The organism is Comamonas denitrificans, from assembly GCF_042654745.1.
GTDB lineage: Bacteria > Pseudomonadota > Gammaproteobacteria > Burkholderiales > Burkholderiaceae_C > Comamonas > Comamonas denitrificans.
On sequence record NZ_JBHSEY010000010.1, the window covers coordinates 176,623 to 202,108 of the forward strand.

The 25,486-nt window shown below is 61.0% G+C and carries 21 protein-coding genes and 2 pseudogenes; 4 read left to right on the forward strand and 19 right to left on the reverse strand.

Annotated elements, in window-relative coordinates; all coding sequences use genetic code 11:
* Nucleotides 1–32 precede the first annotated feature (32 nt).
* The 3 genes from dusB (at nt 33) to purH (ending at nt 3,117) form a co-directional block, all read left to right on the forward strand.
* Nucleotides 33–1,118, forward strand: coding sequence for a tRNA dihydrouridine synthase DusB (gene dusB, locus ACFO24_RS02815; protein ID WP_377736688.1), 1,086 nt, complete (start codon nt 33–35; stop codon nt 1,116–1,118).
* A gap of 113 nt (nt 1,119–1,231) precedes the next feature.
* Nucleotides 1,232–1,450, forward strand: coding sequence for a helix-turn-helix domain-containing protein (locus ACFO24_RS02820; protein WP_377736768.1), 219 nt, complete (start codon nt 1,232–1,234; stop codon nt 1,448–1,450).
* Between the two features lie 68 nt (nt 1,451–1,518).
* A complete protein-coding gene (gene purH, locus ACFO24_RS02825) occupies nt 1,519–3,117 on the forward strand; it encodes a bifunctional phosphoribosylaminoimidazolecarboxamide formyltransferase/IMP cyclohydrolase (RefSeq protein WP_377736690.1) in 1,599 nt (532 codons plus the stop codon).
* A gap of 76 nt (nt 3,118–3,193) precedes the next feature.
* On the opposite strand, the gene ACFO24_RS02830 is transcribed toward purH, so the two are convergent.
* From ACFO24_RS02830 to ACFO24_RS02860, 7 genes and pseudogenes are all read right to left on the reverse strand, one after another.
* On the reverse strand, nt 3,194–3,781 hold the full coding sequence (locus ACFO24_RS02830) for an HNH endonuclease (RefSeq protein WP_377736691.1): 588 nt from the start codon (nt 3,779–3,781) through the stop codon (nt 3,194–3,196).
* Entirely contained in the window at nt 3,778–4,737 is a 960-nt protein-coding gene (locus ACFO24_RS02835) for a DNA cytosine methyltransferase (protein ID WP_377736692.1), read from the reverse strand. Before ACFO24_RS02835 ends, ACFO24_RS02830 begins: the two co-directional genes overlap by 4 nt.
* A 92-nt stretch (nt 4,738–4,829) precedes the next feature.
* A complete protein-coding gene (locus ACFO24_RS02840) occupies nt 4,830–5,996 on the reverse strand; it encodes an acyl-CoA dehydrogenase family protein (protein ID WP_377736693.1) in 1,167 nt (388 codons plus the stop codon).
* A 104-nt stretch (nt 5,997–6,100) separates the two neighbouring features.
* A complete protein-coding gene (locus ACFO24_RS02845; RefSeq protein ID WP_377736695.1) occupies nt 6,101–7,288 on the reverse strand; it encodes an acetyl-CoA C-acyltransferase family protein in 1,188 nt (395 codons plus the stop codon).
* 34 nt (nt 7,289–7,322) lie between these two features.
* A complete protein-coding gene (locus tag ACFO24_RS02850; RefSeq protein WP_207575914.1) occupies nt 7,323–8,096 on the reverse strand; it encodes an enoyl-CoA hydratase/isomerase family protein in 774 nt (257 codons plus the stop codon).
* Between the two features lie 53 nt (nt 8,097–8,149).
* Nucleotides 8,150–9,970, reverse strand: coding sequence for an AMP-dependent synthetase/ligase (locus tag ACFO24_RS02855; RefSeq protein WP_377736696.1), 1,821 nt, complete (start codon nt 9,968–9,970; stop codon nt 8,150–8,152).
* A gap of 14 nt (nt 9,971–9,984) precedes the next feature.
* Nucleotides 9,985–10,326 (reverse strand): annotated as a pseudogene (locus tag ACFO24_RS02860) (ATP-binding cassette domain-containing protein); the annotation flags it as partial.
* Between ACFO24_RS02860 and ACFO24_RS02865 the strand changes: the two are divergent.
* Nucleotides 10,306–10,584 (forward strand): annotated as a pseudogene (locus ACFO24_RS02865) (TetR/AcrR family transcriptional regulator); the annotation flags it as partial. The pseudogenes ACFO24_RS02860 and ACFO24_RS02865 overlap by 21 nt on opposite strands.
* Nucleotides 10,585–10,704: 120 nt before the next feature.
* Here ACFO24_RS02865 and ACFO24_RS02870 read toward each other — a convergent pair.
* The 12 genes from ACFO24_RS02870 to ACFO24_RS02925 form a co-directional block, all read right to left on the reverse strand.
* The gene (locus ACFO24_RS02870) at nt 10,705–11,289 is read right to left on the reverse strand and encodes a YiiX/YebB-like N1pC/P60 family cysteine hydrolase (RefSeq protein WP_377736697.1); all 585 of its coding nucleotides are present in this window, start codon (nt 11,287–11,289) and stop codon (nt 10,705–10,707) included.
* A gap of 11 nt (nt 11,290–11,300) precedes the next feature.
* Nucleotides 11,301–11,687, reverse strand: coding sequence for a DUF4878 domain-containing protein (locus ACFO24_RS02875; RefSeq protein WP_377736698.1), 387 nt, complete (start codon nt 11,685–11,687; stop codon nt 11,301–11,303).
* Between the two features lie 28 nt (nt 11,688–11,715).
* Nucleotides 11,716–12,999: a dihydroorotase gene (locus ACFO24_RS02880; RefSeq protein WP_377736699.1), complete on the reverse strand. Its 1,284-nt coding sequence runs from the start codon at nt 12,997–12,999 to the stop codon at nt 11,716–11,718.
* A 67-nt stretch (nt 13,000–13,066) separates the two neighbouring features.
* On the reverse strand, nt 13,067–14,029 hold the full coding sequence (locus tag ACFO24_RS02885; protein WP_377736700.1) for an aspartate carbamoyltransferase catalytic subunit: 963 nt from the start codon (nt 14,027–14,029) through the stop codon (nt 13,067–13,069).
* Nucleotides 14,030–14,042: 13 nt separating this feature from the next.
* Nucleotides 14,043–14,576: a bifunctional pyr operon transcriptional regulator/uracil phosphoribosyltransferase PyrR gene (gene pyrR / locus ACFO24_RS02890; RefSeq protein ID WP_377736701.1), complete on the reverse strand. Its 534-nt coding sequence runs from the start codon at nt 14,574–14,576 to the stop codon at nt 14,043–14,045.
* A complete protein-coding gene (gene ruvX / locus ACFO24_RS02895; RefSeq protein WP_377736703.1) occupies nt 14,573–15,016 on the reverse strand; it encodes a Holliday junction resolvase RuvX in 444 nt (147 codons plus the stop codon). Before ruvX ends, pyrR begins: the two co-directional genes overlap by 4 nt.
* Nucleotides 15,013–15,606, reverse strand: coding sequence for a YqgE/AlgH family protein (locus tag ACFO24_RS02900; protein WP_377736705.1), 594 nt, complete (start codon nt 15,604–15,606; stop codon nt 15,013–15,015). The genes ruvX and ACFO24_RS02900 overlap by 4 nt, the downstream gene beginning before the upstream one ends.
* A gap of 190 nt (nt 15,607–15,796) precedes the next feature.
* Entirely contained in the window at nt 15,797–21,805 is a 6,009-nt protein-coding gene (locus tag ACFO24_RS02905) for a hybrid sensor histidine kinase/response regulator (RefSeq protein WP_377736706.1), read from the reverse strand.
* Nucleotides 21,806–21,854: 49 nt separating this feature from the next.
* Nucleotides 21,855–24,074 carry a methyl-accepting chemotaxis protein gene (locus ACFO24_RS02910; protein WP_377736707.1) on the reverse strand — a complete coding sequence of 740 codons (2,220 nt, stop codon included), beginning with the start codon at nt 24,072–24,074 and terminating at the stop codon, nt 21,855–21,857.
* A 24-nt stretch (nt 24,075–24,098) separates the two neighbouring features.
* On the reverse strand, nt 24,099–24,584 hold the full coding sequence (locus ACFO24_RS02915) for a chemotaxis protein CheW (RefSeq protein ID WP_377736709.1): 486 nt from the start codon (nt 24,582–24,584) through the stop codon (nt 24,099–24,101).
* A 37-nt stretch (nt 24,585–24,621) separates the two neighbouring features.
* Nucleotides 24,622–24,987, reverse strand: a complete 366-nt coding sequence (locus ACFO24_RS02920) for a response regulator (protein ID WP_377736711.1) — start codon at nt 24,985–24,987, stop codon at nt 24,622–24,624.
* Between the two features lie 23 nt (nt 24,988–25,010).
* Nucleotides 25,011–25,400, reverse strand: a complete 390-nt coding sequence (locus ACFO24_RS02925) for a response regulator (protein ID WP_207576129.1) — start codon at nt 25,398–25,400, stop codon at nt 25,011–25,013.
* Between the last annotated feature and the right edge of the window lie 86 nt (nt 25,401–25,486).

A 25,486-nucleotide genomic window follows, 5' to 3' on the forward strand; every position in this document is an offset into this window, starting at 1 on the left:
AGGTTTTTTCTTTTTCCCCCTTCTTCAATCGCATGTCTTCCCTGCAATTAGGCCCGTACACGCTGGCCAATGCGCTTTTTGTCGCCCCCATGGCCGGGGTGACGGACCGGCCTTTTCGCCAGCTGTGCAAACGCCTGGGCGCAGGTTACGCCGTCAGCGAAATGGTCACCTCGCGCAAGGATTTGTGGGAAAGCCTGAAAACCAGCCGCCGCGCCGACCATGCGGGCGAACCCGGGCCGATTGCCGTGCAAATTGCTGGCACCGATGCCGCCATGATGGCCGAGGCAGCGGTGTTCAACATCCAGCGCGGGGCGCAGATCATTGACATCAACATGGGCTGCCCGGCCAAGAAGGTGTGCAACAAATGGGCCGGATCGGCCTTGATGCAAAACGAAGCCCTGGCCGAAGAAATTGCCGCTGCCGTGGTTGCCGCCTGTGCCCCCCATGGCGTGCCCGTAACGCTGAAAATGCGCACCGGCTGGTGCGAGGCGCATAAAAACGCCGTGGCCCTGGCCCGGCGCTTTGAAGCGGTGGGCGTGCAAATGCTCACCATCCACGGCCGCACGCGCGAGCAGGGCTACAAGGGCCAGGCCGAATACGCCACGGTGGCCGCCGTCAAGCAAGCGGTGCGCATCCCGGTGGTGGTCAATGGCGACATCACCAGCCCGCAAACCGCCCAGGCTGCGCTGCAGGCCAGCGGGGCCGATGCCCTGATGGTGGGCCGCGCCGCGCAGGGGCGGCCCTGGATTTTTCGTGAAATTGCCCACTACCTGGCCACGGGCCAGCATCTGGCCCCGCCCTTGGTGGAAGAAGTGCGCGGCTTGCTGCTGGAGCACCTGGACGACCACTACCGCCTGTACGGCAGCGCCACCGGTGTGCGCAGCGCCCGCAAGCACATTGGCTGGTATGTGCGTGATTTGCCTGGGGGCGATGCCCTGCGCCATCACACCAACACCCTGGACGATTGCGCCGCGCAAACCCAGGCCGTGAACGACTATTTTTTGCGCCTAGGCCAGCAGATGGAGCGCCTGCCCCAAGGCAGGCCTGCGACTGCACCGGGCGCAAACCCTTTGACTTTGGAGAAAACCTTGCAAGCTGTGTTTGAGGGGGCCGCGTGATGGACCTGTCCACTCCCCCATTGACCACCCCGTTAGCCGCCCCGCTAACTGCCCCGTTAGCCACCCCATTAACCACGACCAGCCCTGCCGCCAGCCCCCATCCGGCCAGCGACGTGCAAGCCAGCATCCGCGCCAGCCTGCAAGCCTATTTCGACGACCTGGGCGGCGAAGCCCCCAGCAATGTGTACGACATGGTGCTGCGCCTGGTCGAACGCCCTTTGCTGGAAGAGGTCATGGCCCAGGCCGACCAAAACCAGTCCCGCGCTGCCCAGTGGCTGGGCCTGAACCGCAATACCCTGCGCAAAAAACTGCTCCAGCACGAATTACTTTGATAGCTGTGAGCGTTTGTATTTAAACGATTTAGGCAATATTTATCTTAACTTTATAGAAAAACCAAGCGATGAAAGCTCTTCTTTCCGTATCTGACAAGACCGGCATTGTCGAATTTGCCCAAGCCCTGCATGGCCTGGGCGTGCAACTGCTCTCGACCGGCGGCACCGCCAAACTGCTGGCCGATGCCGGCTTGCCCGTGACCGAGGTGGCCGAAGTCACCCAGTTCCCGGAAATGCTTGATGGCCGCGTCAAAACCCTGCACCCCAAGGTCCACGGCGGCCTGCTGGCCCGCCGCGACCTGCCCGCGCACATGGCGGCTTTGAAAGAGCACGGCATCGACACCATCGACCTGCTGGTGGTGAACCTCTACCCCTTTGAAGCCACCGTGGCCAAGCCCGGCTGCACGCTGGCCGATGCCATCGAAAACATCGACATTGGCGGCCCCGCCATGGTGCGCAGCGCCGCCAAAAACTGGAAGGATGTGGGCGTGGTCACCGCGGCCGACCAGTACGCCGCCGTGCTGGCCGAGCTGAAAGCCGCCGGAAAATTGAGCGACAAGCTGCGCTTTGCCCTGTCCGTGGCCGCCTTCAACCGCATTGCGCAATACGACGGCGCGATCAGCGATTACCTCTCCAGCGTTCAGTTTGAGGACGAAAAACTCTCCGAGGACTACGTGCCCGAACGCGCCCTGTTCCCCGGCCAGAGCAACGGCCACTTCATCAAGCTGCAAGACCTGCGCTATGGCGAAAACAGCCACCAGCAAGCCGCGCTGTACCGCGACCTGGTCCCCGCGCCCGGCTCGCTGGTCACCGGCGAACAATTGCAGGGCAAGGAACTGAGCTACAACAACATCGCCGATGCCGATGCCGCCTGGGAATGCGTCAAGAGCTTTGACGAGCCCGCCTGCGTCATCGTCAAGCACGCCAACCCCTGCGGCGTGGCCGTGGGCAAGGACGCGCACGAAGCCTACGCCAAGGCCTTCCAGACCGACCCCACCAGCGCCTTTGGCGGCATCATCGCCTTTAACCGCACCGTCGATAAGGCCGCCGCCGAAGCCGTGGTCAAGCAGTTTGTCGAAGTGCTGATGGCCCCCGATTTCACCGCCGAAGCGCTGGAAATCTTCAAGCCCAAGGTCAATGTGCGTTTGATGAAAATCGCCTTGCCCCAAGGCGGTAAAACCAACTGGGAGCAGGGCCGCAACGCCATCGAATCCAAGCGCGTGGGCTCCGGCCTGCTGCTGCAAACCGCTGACAACCACGAGCTGGCCCTGGCCGACCTGAAGGTCGTCACCATCAAGCAGCCCACGCCGCAAGAGCTGCAAGACCTGCTGTTTGCCTGGAAAGTGGCCAAGTTTGTTAAATCCAATGCCATCGTCTTCTGCAAAAACGGCATGACCATGGGCGTGGGCGCAGGCCAAATGTCGCGCCTGGACTCGGCCCGCATCGCCAGCATCAAGGCCGAGGCGGCCCAGCTCTCGCTGCAAAACACCGTGGTCGCCAGCGACGCCTTCTTCCCCTTCCGCGACGGCCTGGACGTGGTGGTCGATGCGGGCGCCACCTGCGTGGCCCAGCCTGGCGGCTCGATGCGTGACCAGGAAGTGATCGACGCCGCCAACGAGCGCGGCGTGGCCATGGTGTTCACCGGCGTGCGCCACTTCCGCCATTGATGGGTGCACACGCTTTTTCTTGAAAAAGCAAAAGGCCCGGCAGTGTTGGCTGCCGGGCCTTTTTTAAATTGGAATTTCAATTCTGTTTAGCGTGGTGAAATTTCTTTTGCAGCCACGCTAAAACCTCCAATTGGTCGGCCACGCTGGCACGGCGTACTTGTACCAAGAGTTTTTGAAGATCAGGCCGTGTGGGCGTGATGTTCGATGCACCTTCGTTGCAGACCGAGCAGATGGCTCGTAGGTTGCTCGCTTCGTCGCTACCACCCAGGCTTTTGTCGATGATGTGTCCCAAATGCAAACGAGTTTTTCGGCTTGGATCGTAGGGATGAGGTTCGCCTGCAACTGCACCGCACATCTGGCAGGTAAAGCCGTTGCGATCAAGGACATAAGCACGCGTTTCTTTAGAAATCTCGCGTGCGAAGGCTGGTTGTGGTTTTGGGGTTTCGAGCAGGTACTGACCCGGCTTAAGGTCTGCACGGTCATTGTGGGTCAGGATGAGGTATCCCTCTTCGGTACGCAATTCACGAATACGGCGTGCCCATTCGCTAATACCGCCTGCAACCGTGCGCAGCGTGTCAGCTTCCAGTACTTCACCAATATGGGCGAGAAAAAATGCACGCAGTTTGCTGCGTGCACCTAGCGGGCGAGAGGAAGGTGTATTCATGCGACTTTTCGGGATAGGCGTTCGGTTGCGGCAGCTTCAATGGCTTGGGCAATGCGCTTGCCAACGGCATGCGCAACGGGAGGAGGGAAAGCATTGCCCACTTGGCGGTAACTGGGCGTTTTTTTCCCGACAAAGTGCCAGTCGTCTGGAAAGCCTTGAATCCGTGCGCACATGCGTACAGTCAGTCGTGGCATGCCGATGAAGTCAGGGTCGGGAGCGTGATCGGCCAGACTGCTCCCATTTACTCCCAGCGCGGCCCATGCCTGTCGAGCACGTGTTGGGCCCAAATCAGGCCCCCCGTGTTTTTTACTTCCTCCGACCAGTGTTGGCGCAATGTTATTGGCACCTTGCTGCCAATCGGTGACACCTTCCCAGTGGCGTTCGGCCATGAGGTCACCAAGCAATTCTCCCACTGTGGGAGGGAGTGTCATGCTGGGAGCGGGCCAACGGAAATGCGGGGCAATATCTCGCTGTAGAGCAACAAAAATGACTCTGGGGCGCAGTTGGCACACACCAAAATCGGCGGCATTGAATAAATGCCAATCCGTCCAGTACCCGAGGGCTTGAAGTTGCAGGGAAATTTTTTCGCGGTAATCCTTAAACATTGGATCCAGGAGGCCGCGTACGTTTTCTAGCATGACCGCTTTGGGGCGGCTCTCATCGACTACACGAATGGCCTGAGGGAAAAGGTCGCGCTCGTCTTGTGATCCCAGCTGCTTACCGGCTTTGGAAAAAGGGGGGCAGGGAACACCACCGGCCACCAAGTCGATACCGCGAAAACTATCGGCATTAAAGGCGGTTAAATCACCTTCGCGGATATCCCATTGAGGACGATTGTGTCGCAGCGTGGCACAGGCATGGGAATCAATTTCGACCAATGCCCGATGTTCGAAGCCAGCGCGCTCTAGGCCCAGAGCTTGGCCGCCGGCACCGGCACATAGTTCAAGAGAGTCCATGTTGCTACTGATTTTTTGTACAGTGAATCATGGAGCGGATTATCTATGAAATCCTAAAAATTTGGGACGCTCTAGGTAACCCTGGGTGGCGCTTAGGGCTTCAACAGCCCCCGCGCGACGATTTCTTTCATGATTTCGGAGGTGCCGCCGTAGATGCGCATCACCCGCGCATCCGTCCAGAAGCGCGAGATGGGGTATTCGGCCATGTAGCCGTAGCCGCCAAACAGTTGCAAACAGGCATCGGCCACGCGGCCAAACATTTCGGTGGTGTGCAGCTTCAGGGCACTGGCGGCTTCGGGCGTGAGCTGGCCGCGCTCGTAGGCGGCGATGCTGGCGTGTAGAAAAGCCTGCGCAGCGGCCACTTCGGTGGCGCATTGGGCCAGGGTGAAGCGGGTGTTTTGGAATTGGGCCAGCGGCTGGCCAAAGGCCTGGCGCTCTTGCACGTAGCGCAGCGTGGCGTTGAGGGCACCCTGGGCCCCGTACACGGATTGCACGCCGATGACCAGGCGCTCGCGTGGTAGCTCGCGCATCATTTGCGTGAAGCCCTGGCCTTCGATGCCGCCCAGCAGCGCATCGGCTGGCACGCGCAGGTCGTTGAAAAACAGCTCGGAGGTGTCGCCCGCGTGTTGGCCGATTTTTTCCAGGTTCTGCCCGCGCGAGAAGCCGGGGGTTTGCGTATCGACCAGGAACAGGCTCACGCCCTTGGCACCACCGGCCGGGTCGGTCTTGGCGGCCAGCACGATCAGGTCGCAGTGCTGGCCGTTGCTGATAAAGATTTTGCTGCCGTTGATGACGTAGCCATCGCCCTCTTTGCGGGCGGTGGTGCGAATGGCCTTCAAATCGCTGCCCGCGCCCGGTTCGGTCATGCCGATGGCGGCGATCGCTGCGCCACTGACCAGGCGTGGCAGCCAGTGCTGGCGCTGGGCTTCGGTGCCGCAGTGCAGCAAATAGGGAGGAATGATGTCGCTGTGCACTTCCAGCCCGCCGACCAGCCCACCGTAGCCCCGGCGGGCCAGCACTTCGATGACGGCAAAAGAAAAATGCACGCTGGCCCCGCTGCCGCCGTATTCCTCAGGGACATCGGCGCACAGGTAGCCGTTGTCACCCATTTTCAAAAACAGCTCGCGCGGCACGATGCCGGCTTTTTCCCAGGCGCGGTAATGGGGTTCGATCTCGGCATCGCAAAAGCGCTCCAAAGCATCGGTGAACAGGGCCAGCTCGGCCTGGGCATCGGCAGTCAGCAGGGTATGGGGCAGCATGGAATGATAAAAATAAGAGCTGTTAGCGCTTACCAGTAAAGGGCTAAAGGCCAAAAATGCTTAAAAAATGGGAGCGGGCCATCCGCTCCCACAGGCTTAAACGCTTACACGCGTTCAAAAATGGCGGCAATGCCTTGGCCGCCGCCAATGCACATGGTCACCAGCGCGTAGCGCCCGCCCGTGCGGTGCAGCTCGGCAATGGCCTTGGTGGTGATGATGGCGCCGGTGGCCCCCACCGGGTGGCCCAGCGAGATGCCCGAGCCGTTGGGGTTCACCTTGGCCGGATCAAAACCCAGCTCTTGCGCCACGGCACAGGCCTGGGCGGCGAAGGCTTCGTTGGCCTCGATCACGTCAATGTCGGTCAGCTTCAGGCCGGTGCGCTCCAGCACTTTGCGCGTGGCGGGCACGGGGCCGATGCCCATGTAGGCGGGCTCCACCCCGGCATGGGCGTAGCCCACCAGGCGGGCCAGGGGTTTGAGGCCCAGGGCGGCCACGCGCTCGCCCGTGGCCAGCACCACGGCACTGGCCCCGTCGTTGATGCCCGAGGCGTTGCCAGCGGTGACAGTGCCGCCTTCTTTCTTGAAAGCGGGTTTCATGCCGGCCAGCGTCTCCAGCGTGGTGCTGGCGCGCACGTGCTCATCTTCCTGGAACAGCACTACGCCCTTGCGCGTGGCGATTTCCACGGGGGTGATTTGCTCTTTGAAGTACCCGGCGGCCATGGCGGCGGCGGCGCGTTGTTGGCTGAGCACGGCCAGTTCGTCCTGCATCTGGCGGCTGATGCCATAGCGCTCGGCCACGTTTTCGGCGGTGATGCCCATGTGCATTTTTTGCCAGGGGTCGTGCAGGATGCCCAGCATGTAGTCGATGCTTTTGGCATCGCCCATGCGCGCACCGTAGCGGGCGGCCTGGTCGAAGTAGGGGCCCCGGCTCATGGATTCGCTGCCGCCGCCGATGGCCACATCGCAATCGCCCAGGGCAATGGCCTGCGCGGCGCTGATGATGGCCTGCAGGCCCGAGCCGCACAGGCGATTGACGTTAAAGGCTGGGGTTTCGATGGGGCAGCCCGCATCAATCGCGGCCACGCGGGCCAGGTAGGCATCTTTGGTATCGGTGGGGATGACGTTGCCCATAACGACGTGGCCCACGGCATCGGCGGCGATACCGGCGCGGGCAATGGCGGCCTTGACCACGGTGGTGGCCAGCTGGGTGTTGGGCACGTCTTTCAGGCTGCCGCCAAAAGTGCCGATGGCGGTGCGGGCGGTGCTGACGATGAAGATGTCGCGAATGGTCATGGATTCTCCTTGGGGGTGGGCATGAGGCCGATGTTCAGCCCGCAAATTGCGCGGGGCGCTTGGCCAAGAAGGCGGCAACGCCTTCGCTGAAATCGGGGGTCTTGGCACAGGCCAGAAAGGCCTGCGCCTCGGCCTGCAACTGTGCGGGCAAATCGCGCGTCAGGCTGTCACGCAGCAGACGGCGCATCTGGCCATAGGCCACCGTGGGGCCGCTGGCGATGCGCTGGGCCAAGGCCTGGGCGGCCGCGTCCAGTTCGGCAGCGGGCAGCACGCGGTTGATGAGGCCCAGGCGCAGCGCCTCGGCGGCGTCGAAGCCCTCGCCCAGCAGGGCGATCTCCAGCGCCTGGCGCAGGCCGACCAAGCGTGGCAGTGCCCACGAGGCCCCCACGTCGCAACTGGTGCCCAGATTGATGTAGGCCAGGTTGAATTTCGTGCCTTCGGCGGCCAGCACAAAATCGCACATCAGCATCAGCGACAGGCCCGCGCCAGCGGCAGCGCCGTGTACCTGGGCGATGACCGGGGCATCCAGGCCGTGCAGCAAGGTGACGGCCGCGTTGAGCGGCTCCAGCAAATCCTGGGCCCCTTGCACCGGGTTGGCCTGCAAGGTGGCCAGATCGCCCCCGGCGACAAAGGCCCGCCCGGCCCCTTTGAGCAGCACGGCCCGCACGCTGCGGTCGGCAGCAATCTCCTGCACGGCCGCCAGCAGCGCCTGGGCAGTGGGAACATCCAGGGCGTTGAGCTGCGCGGGGCGGTTGAACTGCAGGGTGGCGATGCCGTCGGCGCGGGAAAAGAGCAAAGGATGGGTCATAAATAAATAGCTGCTTTCGCTTTCTGTGTAAGGGTTTTTCGGCTTTTTTGTAATCAATACAGCGCTTCGATCTCGGCGGCATAGGTTTTGTAGATGCTGGAGCGGCGCACCTTCATGGTGGCGGTGACTTCGCCATCGTCGTGGTCCAGCTCCTTGGTGAGCAGGTGGAACTTGCGGATGTGCGACACCTGGGCCAGCTTGGCGTTGCCGGTGGCGATTTCGTCCTGCACCAGTTGGCGCACCTCGGGCATTTCCACCAGGGAGCGAAAGTGGGTGAACGCCAGCCGCCGCGCCTCGGCCCATTTGCCGACGGTCTCCATGTCGATCTGCACCAGCGCGGCCACGTATTTGCGGCCATCGGCCACGACGATGCACTCCTTGATATAGGGGCTGGCCTTCATGGTGTTTTCGATCTCGGAAGGGGTGAGGTTCTTGCCCCCGGCGGTGATCATGATGTCCTTGAGGCGATCGACGATCTTGATCTGCCCGCCAACCTCGCGCACCACGTCGCCGGTGTGCAGCCAGCCATCAACGATGGTTTGCGCCGTGGCTTCGGGGTTTTTGTAGTAGCCGGCAAACACCATGTCGCCGTGAATCTGAAACTCGCCGCTGCCGTTGTCGTCTGGGTTGGCAATGCGGTACTGCACGCCGTCGATGACCGGGCCGACAGTGCCGACGATCACATCATCCAGCCGGTGGCCGGTGACCATGCCGGTCGATTCGGTCAGGCCGTACACCTCAATCAGCGGCACGCCAATGCTGCGGAAAAAGCGCACTACATCCGGCGCAATCGGCGCGGCCCCAGTCAGGGCCACTTTGGCGTTGCGCAGGCCGATGAAGTTTTGCAGCGCCCGCAGCACCAGCCAGTAGTGCCAGGCGTAGCCCAGGCGCTCGGTCAGCGTCCACTGGCTGCGCGGTTTTTCCGCCAGTGGGGTGCAGGCGGCCAGGGCCTGCTGGTAGAGCTTGCGGCGCAGCGGCCCGGTCTCCAGCATCTTGATGGTGATGGCCGAGTGCAGCTTTTCCCAGATGCGCGGCACGCCCAGGAACATGCTGGGGGCTACCTCGCGCAAATCCTCCTGCACGGTGCGGATGGATTCGCCAAAGTTCACGGTGGAGCCCAGGTACAGCGGGCAGAAGGTGGTGAGCATCTGCTCGGCCACGTGGCACAGCGGCAGGTAGGACAGGTGCGAGGTGTCGCGGCCCAGTTGCAGCCGCTCGATGATGCCCGGGGCCACGCCGCGCATGTTGCGCCAGGAGATCATCGCCCCCTTGGGTTTGCCGGTGGAGCCGGAGGTGTAGATCATCAGCCCGATGTCGTCCAGCGTTTGCTGCGCCAGCACCTGCTCGATTTGCGCTGCGCCGGCCTGGGCATGGGCCTGGCGGCCCAGGGCTTCTACTTCGTCAAAGGTGCTGATCAGGGCGCGGTGCTCGGGGGCAAAGCTGCGCAGGCCCTTGGTTTCCATGACGATGATTTTCTGCAGGCGCGGCAGTTCGGCCAGCGCCTCTAGTACCTTGTCGGTTTGCTCTTGGTCTTCGCAGACCATGATGGAGATGTCGGCATGGCCGACCACGTAGGCCACTTCGGGCGACGGGCTGGTGGGGTACACCCCCACGGTGACGGCCCCGACCAGGCCCGCGCCCATTTGCGCCAACACCCATTCGATGCGGTTTTCGGCAATCACGCCCACATGGCCGCCTACTGGCAGGCCCAGCGCCAGCAGGCCCAGGCCAAAGTGGCAGGAGCGCTCGTAGTACTGCGCCCAGGTAAAGGGCTTCCAGATGCCAAAGTCTTTTTGCCGGATGGCCACGCGCTGCGCATCCTGGCGGGCACGTTCGCGCAGCATCTGCGGCAGGGTCAGTTCGGGAAGGTTCATGGTGTCCGCCATCCTTATGACAACCAGCGCTTGCGGCGCTTGTAGTGTTTGATGTCTTTAAAGCTTTTGGCCTCGCCACTGCCGGCCTGGCCCAGGTAGAACTCGCGCACGTCCGGGTCGCTGGCCAGGCGCTCGGCCGTGCCGTCGATGACGATCTTGCCGCCTTCCATGATGTAGCCGCTGTGCGCCACGGCCAGGGCCACGGTGGCGTTTTGCTCGACCAGCAGCATCGAGGTGCCGCGCTCGGCATTGATGCGGGCGATGATGGCGAAGATGTCTTCGGTCAGCTTGGGCGAGAGGCCCAGCGACGGCTCGTCGAGCAGGATGAGCTGGGGCTGGGCGACGAAGAGGTGCCCGAACCCAGCCGCACCGAACTGCGGCGCTTGAAGTCGGAAATTGACCATGCTTTTCGCCGTCTGGTCGAGCAAGGCGTGCAAGAGGGCGTGCTGGCCCCGTGCGACCCCAAAATGGCGGCCTTCGTGATCGCCGGGGGGCTGAGCTGGATTGGGCGCTGGTACCAGCCGCAAGGTGCCTACAGTGCCGACCAGATCATCGAGCAATGCACGCAGCTGCTCTTGCAGGGGGTGCTGGCCCGCCCGGCGCACAGCCAATAGACCATGGTGGTTGCAGTGCCCAGGGGTGATGGTGGCACTCACCCCACTTGTTTTTTAATAATAAGAGCTGCTTGTGCTTATGAATAAAAAGAATTTTTGAATAAATAACCAATAAAACGTTTATTTGTAAGCGGTAACAGCTTCTAATTTTAATAATTGGGGCGATGCCGCCAAAGCGCTGGGCAGCAAGTAGCGCCCGCGAAACCACGGGATATCCACCGGCGTAAAGCGCACCTGCCAATCCAGCCCCAGGCGCTGCCAGGCTTGCCAGACCAAGGTGGTGCAGTAAATGCCTGCGCCGGTTTCTTGCAGGGCAAAGGGCCGCCCTTGCTGGGCCAGCGCCCATTGCACCGCAGCCTGGCGCTGCGCGGCGCTGGCCTGGGGCAGGTGGTAGATGGCAAAGGCGTGCGCGCGCTCAGGGGCCAGAAAAAACGCCAGGCTATCGAGCACCACCGCATCGGGCTGGCCTGGGCGCTCCGACGGCGTGGCGTGGACCACCTGCCACGCCCCGGCCTGGCCCACCAGCAGGCCCACATGGCTGTACAGCCCTTGATCGACGGTGCGCACCATGTGGCTGACGGCCTCGGTGCCCTGGCGAAAGATCAAATCCCCGGCCTGGGCTTGGGGCGGCAGCTGGGCCCAGGCCAGTGCCTGGGCGTAAAAAAGGGCTGCCCCCACAGCAGCCCGTTGCAGCAGTTGCAGCATGGACAACCGCATTACAGCTTGATTTTCCAGCCGTCCTTTTGCTTGACCAGGTTCATGCTGTCTTGGTCGGTCTTGCCGTTTTTAAACAGGATTTCCAACTGCACGCGCAGGGCGTTTTCGCCTTGTTCTTGCTGGTTGGTGATTTTTACGCCTTGAAAACCGCCATTGGCATCCATTTGGGTTTTGCCGGCGGCCACCATCATTTGAATCTTGCCTTTGACCATGACCATCTCGTTGGCCGAGACGCTCTCCAGCGCCAAAAAGCCCATGGCCTTATCGGTATTGCCTTCGGCCACCGCACCGTAAAAGCCCTGCACTGCGGCCTCGGGGCCGCTGCCAAAGCAGGCGGTCAGCCCCAAGGCCACCACGGCTGCCAAACACACTCTGCGTGAAATCATGCGCTCCCCCTTTTTGTAAAAAAATCAATCAGCGGCTGAACACCACCGCACCATCGACCAATGTGGTGCGCACCTGGCCCGGCAACTGCATGCCGTTAAAAGGCGTGCTTTTGGCCTGGCTGAGCAAGGCACTGGGCTGGACAGTCCACTGCGCTTGCGGATCGACGATGCACACATCCGCCGGGCCGCCCACTTCCAGCCGCCCCAGGAAGGCATCCACGGCCGAGCCCAGCACATCAATGGGCGCACTGGTAACGGTTTGCAGTGCCCGCAGCAGGGGCACACCGTCGCGCTGGCTCCAAAGGATGGCGGCCGAGAGCAGCAACTCGACCGCGCTGGCCCCAGGCTCGGCCTCGGCAAAGGGTTTGACCTTGGCATCTTCTTCCACCGGGGTGTGGTCGGACACCAGCGCGTCGATGGTGCCATCGGCCAGTGCAGCGGCCAGCGCGTCGCGGTCAGCTTGCTGGCGCAGCGGCGGAATCAGGCGGGCGCTGCTGTCGAAAAAGCCAATGTCGGCATCGGTCAGCAGCAGAGAGTGGATGGAGACATCGGCCGTCACATTCAGCCCCTGGGCTTTGGCCTGGCGCAGCAAGGCCACCCCGGCCGCACTGGACAGGCGGCACAGGTGGACGCGCGTTTGCGTGCCGCGAATTAGCTCAAAAATCGTGTGCAGGGCAATAGTTTCGGCGGCCACCGGCACCCCGGCCAGCCCCATGCGCGTGGCACTGGGGCCGCTGGCGGCCACGCCTTTGCCCAGGTCTTTGTCCAGCGGGCGCAGCCACACCGAAAAACCAAACGTGGTGGCATACGCCAGGGCGCGGGCCAGCGCCTGGGTGTTGGCCATGGGCACATCGGCCTGGCCAAAGGCGACGCAGCCCGACTCGGTCAGCTCGGCCATTTCGGTCAGGGTGTCGCCTTTTAAGCCCTGGGTGAGCGCCCCCATGGGGAACAGGCGGGCTTTGTGCTGTTTTTCAGCGCGAAATTTCAGCATCTCCACCAAGCCCTGCTCGTCCAAGACGGGGTCGGTATCGGGCGGGCACACCAAGCTGGTCACTCCACCGGCCACGGCCGCTTGCATTTCGCTGTGCAGCATGCCGGCGTGCTCGTGCCCCGGCTCGCGCAGGCGCACGGCCAGATCGACCAAGCCAGGCAGCACCCAGCAGCCGCTGGCATCGATGGTTTGCGTGGGGGTGAAATCGGTCGGGGCCGTGCCGACGGCAAGGATTTTGCCGTCGGCAATCGCCACATCTCCCACTTGGTCCAGGCCCGAGGCCGGGTCGATGACGCGGCCATTGCGAATCAATATGTGCATTGTTTTCACCATTTAATGGCTTTAACGCTTATCAGTAAAGCGCTAATAGCTATTGTTTTTTATGTTTTTACGCTTCATTCCCGGCCACGATGGACATCACCGCCATGCGCACGGCGATGCCAAACGTCACTTGCGAGAGGATGACCGACTGCGGCCCATCGGCCACCGAGGAGGCAATTTCCACCCCCCGGTTGATTGGCCCAGGGTGCATGACGATGGCATCGGGCTTGGCCAGCTGCAGGCGCTCGGGCGTGAGGCCAAAGCTTTTGAAATACTCCTGGCTGGAGGGCAGCAGCGCCCCGCTCATGCGCTCGTTTTGCAGGCGCAGCATGATGATCACGTCGCAGTCGCGAATGCCTTCTTCCAGGTTGTGAAACACGCGCACGCCCATTTGCGCCAGATCGGATGGCACCAGCGTGCGCGGGCCGACCACGCGCACTTCGGGGCAGCCCAGCGCCAGCAGGGCGTGGATGTCCGAGCGCGCCACGCGCGAGTGCAGCACGTCGCCAACGATGGCCACGCGCAGCTGCGTGAAGTCTTTTTTGTAGTGGCGGATGGTGTAAGCATCCAGCAGGCCCTGGGTGGGGTGGGCGTGGCGGCCATCGCCCGCATTGACCACGTGCACATGCGGTGCCACGTGCTTGGCAATCAGGTAGGGCGCGCCCGATTCGCTGTGGCGCACAACGAAGATGTCGGCGGCCATGGCCGAGAGGTTGTCGATGGTGTCCAGCAGCGTCTCGCCCTTGGCGGTGGAGCTGCGGCCAATGTCGAGCGTGAACACGTCGGCCGACAGGCGCTTGGCGGCAATGTCAAACGTGGTGCGGGTGCGCGTGCTGTTCTCAAAAAACAGGTTGAACACGCTTTTGCCGCGCAGCAGGGGCAGCTTTTTAACCTCGCGGTCATTCACGCTGACAAAGTTGCTCGCCGTGTCCAAGATGTGCGTAAGGATGTCGCGCGACAGGCCTTCGGGCGACAGCAGGTGAATCAGTTCACCGTTTTTATTGAGTTGGGGGTTGCGCTTATCGAGCACGGTTTACCTCGGTTCAAGCTTCTTTAATGGCAAAGTGAAAACGCCCATCGTCGGCACGCGCCAGCGCCAGGACTTGGCTGGAGGGCAAGCTGACGCGGGCCGCAGCAAAGTCGGCGGCATACGGCAGCTGGCGTCCGCCGCGATCGACCAGCACGGCCAGGCGCACGCTGCCCGGGCGGCCATAGTCGTACAGCTCGTTGATGACCGCGCGCACGGTGCGGCCGGTGTACAGCACATCGTCCAGCACCAGAACATCGGCGCCATTCACATCAAAATGCAGCTGGGTTTGCGCACTCATGGCCATGCCGCGCTGGGCAAAATCGTCACGGTGCAGCGCCGAAGACAGCACGCTGACCGGCTGGGCCAAGCCCAAATCCTGGTGCAAGCGCTCGGCCAACCAGGCTCCGCCCGAGGTGATGCCCGCCAGCTGCGTTTGTGGCCCCATCAGGCTGCGCACGCCGCGCAGCAGTTCGCGGTAGAGGGCTTCGGCATCCAGAACCAGGCTGGTGGTGCTGGGGGTGAGGGGCGCGGTGGGGGGGGAATTCATGCAAGACTCCTTAAAAATTGGTCCAAGATGATGCAGGCGGCCGCCGCGTCGGCATCTTTTGCGCCCAGGGCCAGGGCTTCGGTGGTGGTATAGCGCTCATCGACCTCATAGACCGGCAGGCCAAAGCGGCCACGCAGCTGGCGGCCAAACTTCAGCGCCCGGGCGGTGTTCTCGTGCGCGGCCCCGTCGGGGTGGTAGGGCACGCCAATGACCAGCGCCTGCGGCTGCCATTGGGCAAGCAACTGTTGCACGGCGGCAAAGCGGGCCTCAGCCCCTTCAGCTTGGATGGTGGTGACGGGGCTGGCCAGCCCCAGCAGGCGGTTGCCGCTGGCCACGCCCGTGCGTTTGCTGCCAAAGTCAAACGCCAAAAACTGTTGTTGCTGCGCCGGTATGGCCAAGCGCCCCGCGCTGGCGGCCTCAGTGGGGGCAGCGCCACTCATGCGTTGCCTGCCTCGGTGTGCAGCATCCAAGGCTGCAGACCCAGCTCTTGCAAGGCGGCGGCGTAGCGATCTTCTGGCGCGATGTTAAAAATAATGTCGCTTTTGGCGGCCACCGTCATCCAGGCGTTTTCGCGCAGCTCGGATTCGAGCTGGCCCTCGCCCCAGGCGGCATAGCCCAGCGTGACCAGCACGCGCCGGGGGCCGGCCCCATGGGCGACGGCTTCCAGAATATCTTTGGAGGTGGTCATCTCCAGCCCGCCGGGAATGGTGAGCGTCGAGGCGTACACCGCCTCTTCGGCATGCGGGGGATCGAGCACCACCGGATCGTGCAGCACAAAACCCCGATCGGTTTGCACCGGGCCGCCGCGAAAGATGGGTTGGTCCGCCAAGTCGGCGCGGCCCATGGGCAGTTCGATCTTTTCCAGCAGGGCCTTGAAGCTCAAGCTGCCGGGCTTGTTGATCACCAGCCCCAGGGCGCCGCGTTCGTTGTGTTCGCACACATACACCACACTGCGGGCGAAAAACTCGTCTTCCAACTGCGGCATGGCAATCAGAAAGTGGTTGGCAAGGTTGAGCACAGATTCAGACATAGGCGGCGATTTTATGCCCCCCAGCCGCCATGTCCGCCGATCCTGCTGTGGCTGGGGCTGGGCACAGGCATGGTGGTGGGCACGATCATGAAAAAAAATAGCTGTTACCGCTTGATAGACAACGAATTTTTGGCTTTTAACCTAAAAATCATTGTTAAATCAGCGCTAACAGCTATCTTTTATCTATTAGCTACGCATCGGTATAGCTGTGAATGATGCCCAGCAATTGCTCATCCCCATACGGTTTGCCCAGGTAGTGGTTGGCGCCCAGTTCCATGGCCAGGTCGCGGTGCTTGGTGGCCATGCGCGAGGTGATCATGATCACCGGCAGGTCTTTCAGGCGTTCGCTGGAGCGGATGTTGCGCAGCAGGTCAAAGCCGTCCATGCGCGGCATTTCGATGTCTGAGAGGATGACATCGGGCAGCTCGTCCTGCAGTTTTTCCAGCGCCTGCAAACCATCGACGGCGGTGCTGACGCGAAAGCCCTCGCGCTGCAGCAAACGCTGGGTGACGCGGCGCACGGTGATCGAATCGTCCACCACCATGATGAGGGGCGCTTGCACCACGGGGCGACCGGCTTGCACATCCTGGGCGACCGACTGCTGGCGCAGCAGCTTGGCCTGGGCATCGTCCAAAATGGCCGGCAGGCCTTGGCCCAGAGCGCGAATTTTTTCGCCATGCACCGCCACCAGGGCGACCGGGTTGTAGATCAGGACCACCGCCCCCGAGGGCAGGAGCGACATCCCTGCCAGGCCGGGCAGGCGGGCCAGCTGCACCCCCAGGTTTTTCACCACCACCTCTTGGCTGCCCAAGACTTCATCGACGTGCAGCGCCAGGCGCTGCGAGGCGCTGTTGATGATGATGACCGGGCGGGTTTTGCCGCCGGTGCTGTCGGTGCTGCGTGGTGATTGGCTCCACACCGCACCGGCCCACAGGAAGGGCAGCTGGCTGCCATCGGCCTGCACCAGCGTGCCGCTTTGGTAGGCCGCCTCCAGTTCCGGCAGGGGCAGGCGGCGCACCACTTCCACCAAGCTGGCGGGTACGCCCACGACAAAATCGCCCATGCGCAGCATGACCACCTGGGTCATGGCGGTGGTCAGTGGCAGCACCAGCTCAAACACCGAGCCTTGGCCCGGCTCGGTGGAGGTCTCAATCCGCCCCCCCAGGGCCAGCACTTCGGAGCGCACCACGTCCATCCCAACGCCGCGCCCAGAGATGCCCGAGACCTGCTCTGCGGTACTAAAACCGGGCATGAAAATCAGCTGCGCGGCGCGGGCGGCGTTCACTTCGGTGGTGGCATCGATCAGGCCGTTTTCGATGGCTTTGGCGCGAATGCGCTCAAGGTTCAGGCCCGCCCCGTCGTCGCTAAAGCGCACCGAGACTTCATTGCCCGATTGCTGCATGCGAATGCTGATGTTGCCTGCCGAGGGCTTGCCCAGGGCTTGGCGCTGCGCGGGCGCTTCAATGCCGTGGGCCACGCAGTTGCGCAGCAAGTGCTCAAAGGCGGGGGTCATGCGCTCCAAAATCCCCCGGTCCATCTCAATGGTGCCGCCCAGCACTTCCAGCTTGACTTGCTTGCCGGTGTCTTTGGCGGCCTGGCGCACCACGGCGTACAAGCGCTCGGCGATCGAGTCAAATTCCACCATGCGGGTGCGCAGCAGGTCGCGCTGCAATTCACGCGACAAGCGGGCTTGAATGAGCAGCTCATCTTCCGCGCCGTTGACTTCGCGCTGCAGGTTGCGCTGCACGGTGGCCACGTCATTGACCGACTCGGCCAGCATGCGGGTGAGTTCCTGCACGCGGGTAAAACGGTCGAATTCCAAGGGGTCGAAATCGCTGCCGCTGTCTTTGGTCAGCTGCTGGCGCGATTGCATCTGCGATTCGGCCTGCACTTCCATATCGCGCAGCTGGTAGCGCAAGCGCTCCAAGTTGCCGGACAGTTCGCCCAACAGGTTTCTGAGCTGCCCGACCCGCGCATCCAAACGTGAGCGGGTAATCATCACCTCGCCCGCATCATTGACCAAGCGGTCCAGCAGCTGGGTGCGCACGCGCACCACCGATTGGGGGCCTGCACGCACCGCCGTTGGCGCGGCCAAGGGGGCGGTGGCCAGGACAGGTGCGGTGGCCAGGGCGGGTGCGCTGGCTGGCGCCGTGGGGGCCGGGGCAGGGGTGTCAGCCAGCAGCGGCGCCGCAGCGGTTGCAGGGGCAGCGGCCGTAGCCATGATCTCTTCTTGCTGCTCGCCAACGGTGCGCAGCAGGTGGAAGGTGGCATCCATGGCGTCGAGCCGGATAAACAGCGGCTCTAAATCTTCGCTGGTGACCGTTTCGATGTCGAACTGCTCCAGCGTGGACTCCAAGCGGTGGGCCATTTCACCCAAGCGCATGGCCCCTGCTAGGCGGGCACTGCCTTTTAAGGTGTGCAAGGCCCGCAACAGGGCCGCACGTGGCTGGGGCTGTTGGGGGTGGGCACTCCATTCACGCAAAGCGGCGTTCAGGGTGGGGAGCAGCTCCTGGGCCTCTTCCTCAAAAATGGGGAACAGGTCAGGGTCGACCATATCGAGTACGTCGATATCGTCATCGTCGTCGTCCTCCAGCGCCATCGCCTGCACCATGGCCGCATCCAGCTCGTGCTGGGCTTGCAAGGCCTGGGCGATTTGCTCAGAGAGGACGGGGGCAGCAGCGGTGGTGGCGGTGGTTTCCACGGCCTCGGGCAGCTTTTCTTCCAGGACGGGGATGTCCAGCAGCAAGCTCAATTGCGCCTCAATGGCTTCTTGGGCCTTGGGCAAGAATCCGGCCGCAAACTGGTGCAATAAACGCCGAATTTCATCGGCGGCCGCCACCAACACGGGCACTTGCGCCCGCTCTCCATTGGGCAGCGGCTGCAAATGCAGCAACACATGTTCTAAGCGGCGCGCCAGGTGGGACAGTGTCGCAAAACCAACCGTCGCTGAGCTGCCGGCCAGCGAGTGGGCCCAGGCGAAAACGCCTTCCGGCTGGGGTTGTGCCAGATTGGCTTGCCAGGCACGCAGGCTGTCGGACAGTTTTTGCGACCATTCTTCTGCCTCGGTCAAGTACACGTTGTACAGGGGCAGGGAAATTTGCAGGTCACCAATTTTCTTGGTGGGCGCTTCTTCCGGCAGCGAGAAGGCAAGGGGGGGCGCTTCCAGCGTTTCGCTGAAAACAGGGGCTGCCTCAACAGCAGGCGCAGGCGCTGCGTCTTCTTGCGGCGGTAAAGCGGGCACTGCGGCGGCTTCTGGCTCGGTAATCTCCGCCACTTCCGCCACTTCCGCCACTTCCGCCACTTCCGCCACTTCAGCTACTTCAGCTACTTCAGCTACTTCAGCTACTTCAGCTACTTCAGCTACTTCAGCGCTCTCGGGTGCTGGCAGGTCAAAGTTAAATTCAAAACTTTCATCCAGCGTCGGGATGGCCTGCTGCGTCGGCAGTGCGGTGGGCTCTGGCTCAATGACCGGGAGTTCTGGCGCTGGCTCTAGGGTGAGTTCTGTCTGGCTGTCAGCAGGTTCTGGTTCTGGTTCCAGCTCCAGCTCCAGGCTGAGTTCTGTCTGGCTGTCGGCTGGTGCTGGTGCTGGCTCTAGGGTGGGAACAGGGTCTGCCGCAGGGGCTTCTGGTGCCAATTCCAGCGCGTCGGCTTGGGCTTGTTGCGCGGGTTGGATGGCTTCTCGCTGGGGCACCGGGGCGGCTGCCCCGCTGGCGGCGGCTAAATCAATGTCCACCAGTTGCGTGTGCAAACGCATGGCATCGGCACTGGCCCTGAAGGGCGTGGCTTGCCATGGCGCATCGTGCCCATTGCGAATTGCCTGTACCCACTGGGCAAAGCCGTGCATGGCCTGGCTGGCCAAGGCTTGCATGGGGGCGGGCATGGGCTTTTGCTCGGCCAACCAGGCGTTGAGCATTTGTTCCATGGCCCAAGCAGCTTCGCCAAACTCATCGAGCTGCACCATGCGGGAGCTGCCTTTGAGGGTGTGAAAAGCCCGGCGCAAAACGGTTTGTTCACTCAAATCGGCAGCATTGCGTGCCAAGGTTTGCAGGGCCGCTTGGCCATTGGCGAGCACTTCTTCGGCCTCTTCGAGAAAGATCTCCCGCAGCTCGGTGTCGGAGTCTTCGTCTTCTTGGCTGGCCAGCGCGATGGCAGGGGGCGCTGGGGCCGGTACTGGTACTGGTACTGGGGGCAGTTCTGGCGCTGGTACTGGAGTCAGTTCAGGCACGGGAGTTGGTGCCGGCGCTGGCGCAGGGGCGCTGGCTGCTGGGGTGGCCGTCTCTGCCGGGCTGGGGGCCGGGTGGGGCGCGGCCGCTGGCTCTACCTGCACGTTGGGCACGAGCGTGGAGATGGCTTGCTCTGCCCGCTCTGCCAGCACGGGGGCGGCTGGCGCAGCGGGCGCAGATGCTGCTTCGTCGGTTTGTCGCTGGCGGGCACGGCCCATGGTGAGTTTGAGTTCTCCAGCGGCTTCGTCGTAGCGGTAGAGTTTGCGGGCCATGTTGGGCTGGTAGCTCAACATATCAATCAAGAAGCCCAGCACCCCTAAGCTGTTGCCCAATTTGTCAAAGACGGCTTGTCGCTCTTCGCTGGCAATCGTGCCTGTTTGCAAACCTTCGACATAGCGGCGCATTTGCCCCATGGCTTGCGCTGCGGGGTCCAGCCCCAGCACCGAGAGCACGCCGCGAATCTGGGCCAATAAACTGCCCACCGGCTGCAAAACCTTGATGTCCTCTGGGGTGCGAAAGTACTGGTCCAGGTGTTTTTCAGCTTCGCTCAAGGTTTGTCGCAGCTCACCGACGACGCTGCCCATGGTCTGCTGGTCGCTGACTTGGTGGTAGAGCTGCTCCATCCACGCCTCTAAAGGCGCAGGGGGGTGGCCATCCATCACGCGCTGCAGCCGTTGCGCCAGAATTTGGGTGTGCGCCGTCATGTCGGCTTCACTGATATCCAGTGAATTAAAAGCCGCTTGCAGGTAGAGCACGGCGGTGGCCACTTCCATGGCGATTTCTGTGCTGGGCAACTGCCCGGTTTGTTCCAGGCGCTGGGTCAGTTGGGTCAGGGCTTGCTCGAGCGGGCGGCTGCCAGGGTGCAGGTGCAATAGCGAATCGGTGACCAAAGAAAACTGGTCGGCCACGGGTTTGATTTTTTGCCTGTCTCCACCCACCAACGCGGACCACAGCTCGGTCACGGCGGCCAGCCGCTTGCGGGCTTGGGCTAAAACGGCGGGGTCAAAACGGCCAAAGTGGGTTTGTTCATAATCCACACTCTGGTGCCGTTGCAGGCCAAAGGCGTTGCGCACTGCTTGCAAAACAGGAGCTTTTCCCGCTGCTGGGTCGCCAGCTTGACTGCAAAAGAACAGCATATCCTGCAGCAGGCGGTCGATAGCAGCTTCTTGATTTTTTGCTGCGCTGGCATACACCATCAACACGCGGGAGGCCACGCGCTTGGTGTAGTTGTCATCTTTGAGTAAACCGTGCGCAAAGGCATCAAAAAAGCCGGCTGCGATTTTCCAAAATGTCCGCCATCCTGGCGTGGACTGGCCTTCGGCCAAGCCCAGACTCAATTGCCGCAGGCGCAGTGCAGCCGGCTTATCGGCCGATTTGACGATTTGTAAAACCGCCGTATCCAAGACACTGCGGGCTTCTGGCCCATAGGCCACGGGGGCCACTTTGGCGGGCCATTGGGGCTCGCGCAGTCGGCGCTCAGCCGGCCATAAATCGGCCGGGTGAACTTTGGCATCTTGGCCGGACAAGGCCTGCACATTGCGGTACTGGGTAAATAACGCGACGGGCAGCACGGCTTTGCCAGCCAATACCACATCCAGGTACTCCAGCAATGCAAAGCTGGTTTTTTCCAGGGTTTGCACGGCCGCGAGGGTGAAGTCTTGCGGCTGCCGGATGTAGTGCTGCACGGCCGCTTCCATGGCGCGCAGTACCAGCCCCACCTGGGGCTGATCGACCATGTCCAGCGCACCGGAAGATTGGTGCAGCTGTTGTTTGGCCATGCGCAGTGGACTGGTGTCCAGGGCCGCCAAATCGGAGTCGCCCGACTCTTGCGCTTCCAGGACGAAACGCCGAGTCAGTCGAATGGCACTTTCGAGCGACTTGCGCAGCTCTTCTTGAACCCACGCGAGCGGGCCTAAATCTTGCTCCACCAAGCCTGTGCGTGGGGTTTGCATAGAAGTGTCTTGATGCAATGACATGCTTCATCCTTGACGAGTCTGCCCAGCGGTAGCCAAGCGCTCGCAGTTGTTATGCAATTCGGAAACGTGTCACCGACTGGCGCAGCTCTTGCGCCATGCGGGCCAGTTCGCGCACTTGCTCGGCAGTGCTGCGCGTGCCCTCTCCGGTTTGCTCTGTCACCACAAAAATATGTTGAATGTCGTCGGCCACCTCGTTGGCCAGACTGGCTTCGTGCTGCGTGGTTTTGGAAATTTCGTCAATCAGCTGCGCCAAGCGGCGCGAAACACTGTGAATTTCGGCCAAAGCGGCACCCGCTGAGTCAGACAGTCGGGCCCCTTCGACCACCCCCAAGGTGGCGCGCTCCATTGCGGCCACGGTGTCTTGGGTATCGGTTTGAATGGTGCGCACCAAGGTGGCAATTTGGCGCGTTGCTTCGCCAGAGCGTTCCGCCAGGCGTTGCACCTCTTCGGCCACCACCGAGAAGCCCCGTCCGGCCTCGCCTGCCGAGGCGGCTTGGATGGCAGCGTTCAGCGCCAACACGTTGGTCTGCTCCGTAATGTCCGAAATCAGCTCGGTAATTTCACCAATCTCTTGGGACGATTCACCCAGGCGTTTAATCCGTTTGGACGTTTCCTGCATTTGGTCACGAATGGCATTCATACCGCCAATCGTGTCCTGCACGGCTTTTTGCCCTTGCTCCGCCGAGAGCAGGGATTGGTTGGCCACCTCGGCCGAGGATTGGGCTTGCGCGGAAACCTCGGTAATGCGCTGGGCCATGTCCAAAATTGCTTGGCCTGTGGCACGAATCTCGCGCAGCTGCTCGGTAGAGATCGCCAACAGCTGGGCGGATGTGTTGTCCACCTGGGTGGTGGTATCGACCACCTGCGAAGCCGTTTTTTGCACGCTGCCGACCAGCAGGCGCAGCTCCTCCACCGTGTAATTGACCGAGTCGGCAATGGCCCCCGTGATGTCTTCGGTCACGGTCGCCTCCTGGGTCAAGTCCCCATCGGCCAGGTTTTGCAACTCGTTCATCAAGCGCAAAATAGCGGCTTGGTTGGCATCGTTAATGCGCTTGGCCTCTTGCTCTTGCAGGCGTGCTTCGCGCTGCTGCTGCTCGGCCTGTTGCTGGCGCTGGCGGCTATCGAGCAGTGCCACCCGCGCAATTCCAATACCGGACAGCAGCACAATCAGCGCCAGACCACCCAGGACGGCCAGCTGCACCAGCCCCACACCGGCATCGGCCGACAAGCGCTGCTGCAGGGCTTCGAGTTTTTCGCGCAGGGGTTCACTGTCGCCCACCACCGCACTTTGGGCCTCACGGGCTGAGACCAGGCCCTGCAGGTTGCTCAAAATGGTTTCCGCATCGGCGCGCGTGGCTTCGTACTGCGCCAACAAAGTGGTCAATTGCTGGCGTGCTTGCGGATTGGCGGTACCGGGCAGGCCCAATTCTTCGTTGCCAGTGAGCAAGCCTTTGACAATCTCTTGGAAGGTGTTTAAGTCTTTGCCCAGCAGAAAAACTGCCTCGGGGTTCACGCCTTCAATGGACTGAAATTCATTGGCAGATTTACCAATGCGCTGCGTCAGCATGCCCATCTGGGTGATGGCCTCAATTTCTTCCCGAATGATTTTGTCTTGGATGAGCAAGGAGCCAACGGTTTCAGAAAGATCAAGCAAGGCACTCGATTGCTGATTCACATTGCGCAGGGCTTGGGCCACTTTAATCAGCACATCTTCTTGTTTTAAAACTGCTTTGGCATTTTTCTCGGTGGTTTCGGCTTGCTTTAGCATGGCCTGCACGTCGGCTTGGTAAGACTCTTTGACGGGCACCAAATTCAATGCCGCATCTCCTTGCGCCAAGCCGCGCGCGTTGCTGGCAAACACCTGCACACTGTTTTTTAACTCAATAAAAGCATGGGGCACCCCCAGCAGCGCCTGCGTCCCTGATTTGGCAACCCGTTGGGCCTGCATCAAGGCCTGACCGGTTGCGGCCACCTGCTGTGCAGCCCGGTCATTTTCGCGCAGCACCCAGCCGAATGAAGCAACTAAAGCCATGCCGCTGATGGCCAAAATCACCAATAATTTGCGCTGGTGACTGTTTACAGAGCCAGTACCAAAAATAGGCAAAGTAATATTGTCTTGCCCCAGCAGAGCGTGCGCATCCAGAAAATCGGAATTTTGTACGCTTTGTAAAGTTTGCTGGAGCAGCGTATCGGTAGCTACCGAGTCAGATTTATTATCTGGTATATTATTTTTACCAAACTTTACACCCATTTTCTGAAGGAAAGACATTAGAACCTCGTGTATTCGAATAAATTACTGAGAGACGTGCAAAAATGCTGCCGATTGAACCAATGCCTGCAAACTTAATTCTTGCCAAATTTGACCTTGGGCATCTTGGAGGCAACGCCTTTGATTTTCAGTATTGGCCGTCAGCTGCAAATGATCGGCATTGCGTAAACCCAGCAATTTATCGACCACCAAAGTCGCATTCACTTGCAAGGCAGGATTAATCACCAGCAAGCTGGTATCGCGCAAAGATTGCTGTGTGCGTTCAACGGCATGGCCCAGCAGCGCAGCCAAGTCAATCACCCCGAGCAAGCTGCCGCGAACGTTGGCCACCCCTAAAAACCATGGCTGGGCATACGGAACAGCCTGCACATCCTGCCAAGGGTAAATTTCACCAGCTTCTGCCAGCGGGATCAGGTAATGCACCTTGCCAACTTGAATGGCCAGCCATTGTGCTGCTTGAGAGTTATCCGTTTGCGCCGCCAGCAAGCGTTGCGCTAAACGCTTCTGCAAATCTTGCAGGGACTGCTTTGATTCTCTCAGCGCCATATCAGCTCAGGGCCGTTATTTTTGCAAATAATTCGGCTGGATCGACAGGTTTGGCAATGTAGTCGCGGGCACCTTGGCGCAGGCCCCAGACGCGATCGGTTTCTTGATTTTTACTGGTGCAAATAATAATTGGAATATCTGCGTAATCAGGATTTCGCACAATGGCGCGGGTAAGCTGAAAACCGTTCTGGCCCGGCATTACGACATCCATCAGGATCAAGTCGGGCTTGCTTGCCGCCAAGGCTTGCATCGCTTGTTCAGCGTTCTCTGCGGTTCGCGCAGTAAAGCCACGCTTTTGTAATAAATCGGAAAGAAACATTAATTCTGTTTTTGAATCATCCACGACTAAAACATTTTTAATAGCCATTTTTTACCCCTGAAATAAAAAAATCAACCAGTCTTTTTGCCAAACGTTTTTACGGCTTGCAATAATTGGTCTTTGGTGAAAGGTTTGGTAAGGTATTCTTCGCATCCCACCATTCGGCCGCGTGCCTTATCAAATACACCATCTTTTGAAGAAAGCATAATAATGGGGGTGCTGGAAAATCGAGCGTTGCGCTTAATAATGGCACTGGTTTGGTAACCATCCAGGCGAGGCATCAGAATGTCGCAAAAAATCAGATGCGGATCAAAGTCATTGACTTTGGCTAAAGCATCAAATCCATCTTCTGCGAGCAAGACCTCGTGCCCTCCTTGCTTTAGAAAAATTTCAGCACTGCGCCGAATTGTATTGCTGTCATCAATGACCAGCACTTTGAATGTTGAACCGGAGGTACTCAAGTGGATCGTTCCTTTTGGTTATAACTTTTCCAAGCTTTGTTGGTGTTGGATCACTAGGCCATGCAAAAATCGTTTTTCTGCCTGCT

Excerpts from the sequence above, each read along its gene's own strand:
- ruvX (WP_377736703.1), bottom strand. The coding sequence starts at position 15,016 with ATGAGTGGCGCTGCCCCCACTGAGGCCGCCAGCGCGGGGCGCTTGGCC.
- ACFO24_RS02845 (WP_377736695.1), bottom strand. The coding sequence starts at position 7,288 with ATGACCATTCGCGACATCTTCATCGTCAGCACCGCCCGCACCGCCATC.
- ACFO24_RS02905 (WP_377736706.1), bottom strand. The coding sequence starts at position 21,805 with ATGTCATTGCATCAAGACACTTCTATGCAAACCCCACGCACAGGCTTG.
- ACFO24_RS02920 (WP_377736711.1), bottom strand. The coding sequence starts at position 24,987 with ATGGCTATTAAAAATGTTTTAGTCGTGGATGATTCAAAAACAGAATTA.
- dusB (WP_377736688.1), top strand. The coding sequence starts at position 33 with ATGTCTTCCCTGCAATTAGGCCCGTACACGCTGGCCAATGCGCTTTTT.
- ACFO24_RS02835 (WP_377736692.1), bottom strand. The coding sequence starts at position 4,737 with ATGGACTCTCTTGAACTATGTGCCGGTGCCGGCGGCCAAGCTCTGGGC.
- ACFO24_RS02910 (WP_377736707.1), bottom strand. The coding sequence starts at position 24,074 with ATGTCTTTCCTTCAGAAAATGGGTGTAAAGTTTGGTAAAAATAATATA.
- ACFO24_RS02900 (WP_377736705.1), bottom strand. The coding sequence starts at position 15,606 with ATGTCTGAATCTGTGCTCAACCTTGCCAACCACTTTCTGATTGCCATG.
- ACFO24_RS02875 (WP_377736698.1), bottom strand. The coding sequence starts at position 11,687 with ATGATTTCACGCAGAGTGTGTTTGGCAGCCGTGGTGGCCTTGGGGCTG.
- pyrR (WP_377736701.1), bottom strand. The coding sequence starts at position 14,576 with ATGAATTCCCCCCCCACCGCGCCCCTCACCCCCAGCACCACCAGCCTG.
- ACFO24_RS02880 (WP_377736699.1), bottom strand. The coding sequence starts at position 12,999 with ATGCACATATTGATTCGCAATGGCCGCGTCATCGACCCGGCCTCGGGC.
- purH (WP_377736690.1), top strand. The coding sequence starts at position 1,519 with ATGAAAGCTCTTCTTTCCGTATCTGACAAGACCGGCATTGTCGAATTT.
- ACFO24_RS02870 (WP_377736697.1), bottom strand. The coding sequence starts at position 11,289 with ATGCTGCAACTGCTGCAACGGGCTGCTGTGGGGGCAGCCCTTTTTTAC.
- ACFO24_RS02850 (WP_207575914.1), bottom strand. The coding sequence starts at position 8,096 with ATGACCCATCCTTTGCTCTTTTCCCGCGCCGACGGCATCGCCACCCTG.
- ACFO24_RS02830 (WP_377736691.1), bottom strand. The coding sequence starts at position 3,781 with ATGAATACACCTTCCTCTCGCCCGCTAGGTGCACGCAGCAAACTGCGT.
- ACFO24_RS02840 (WP_377736693.1), bottom strand. The coding sequence starts at position 5,996 with ATGCTGCCCCATACCCTGCTGACTGCCGATGCCCAGGCCGAGCTGGCC.
- ACFO24_RS02855 (WP_377736696.1), bottom strand. The coding sequence starts at position 9,970 with ATGAACCTTCCCGAACTGACCCTGCCGCAGATGCTGCGCGAACGTGCC.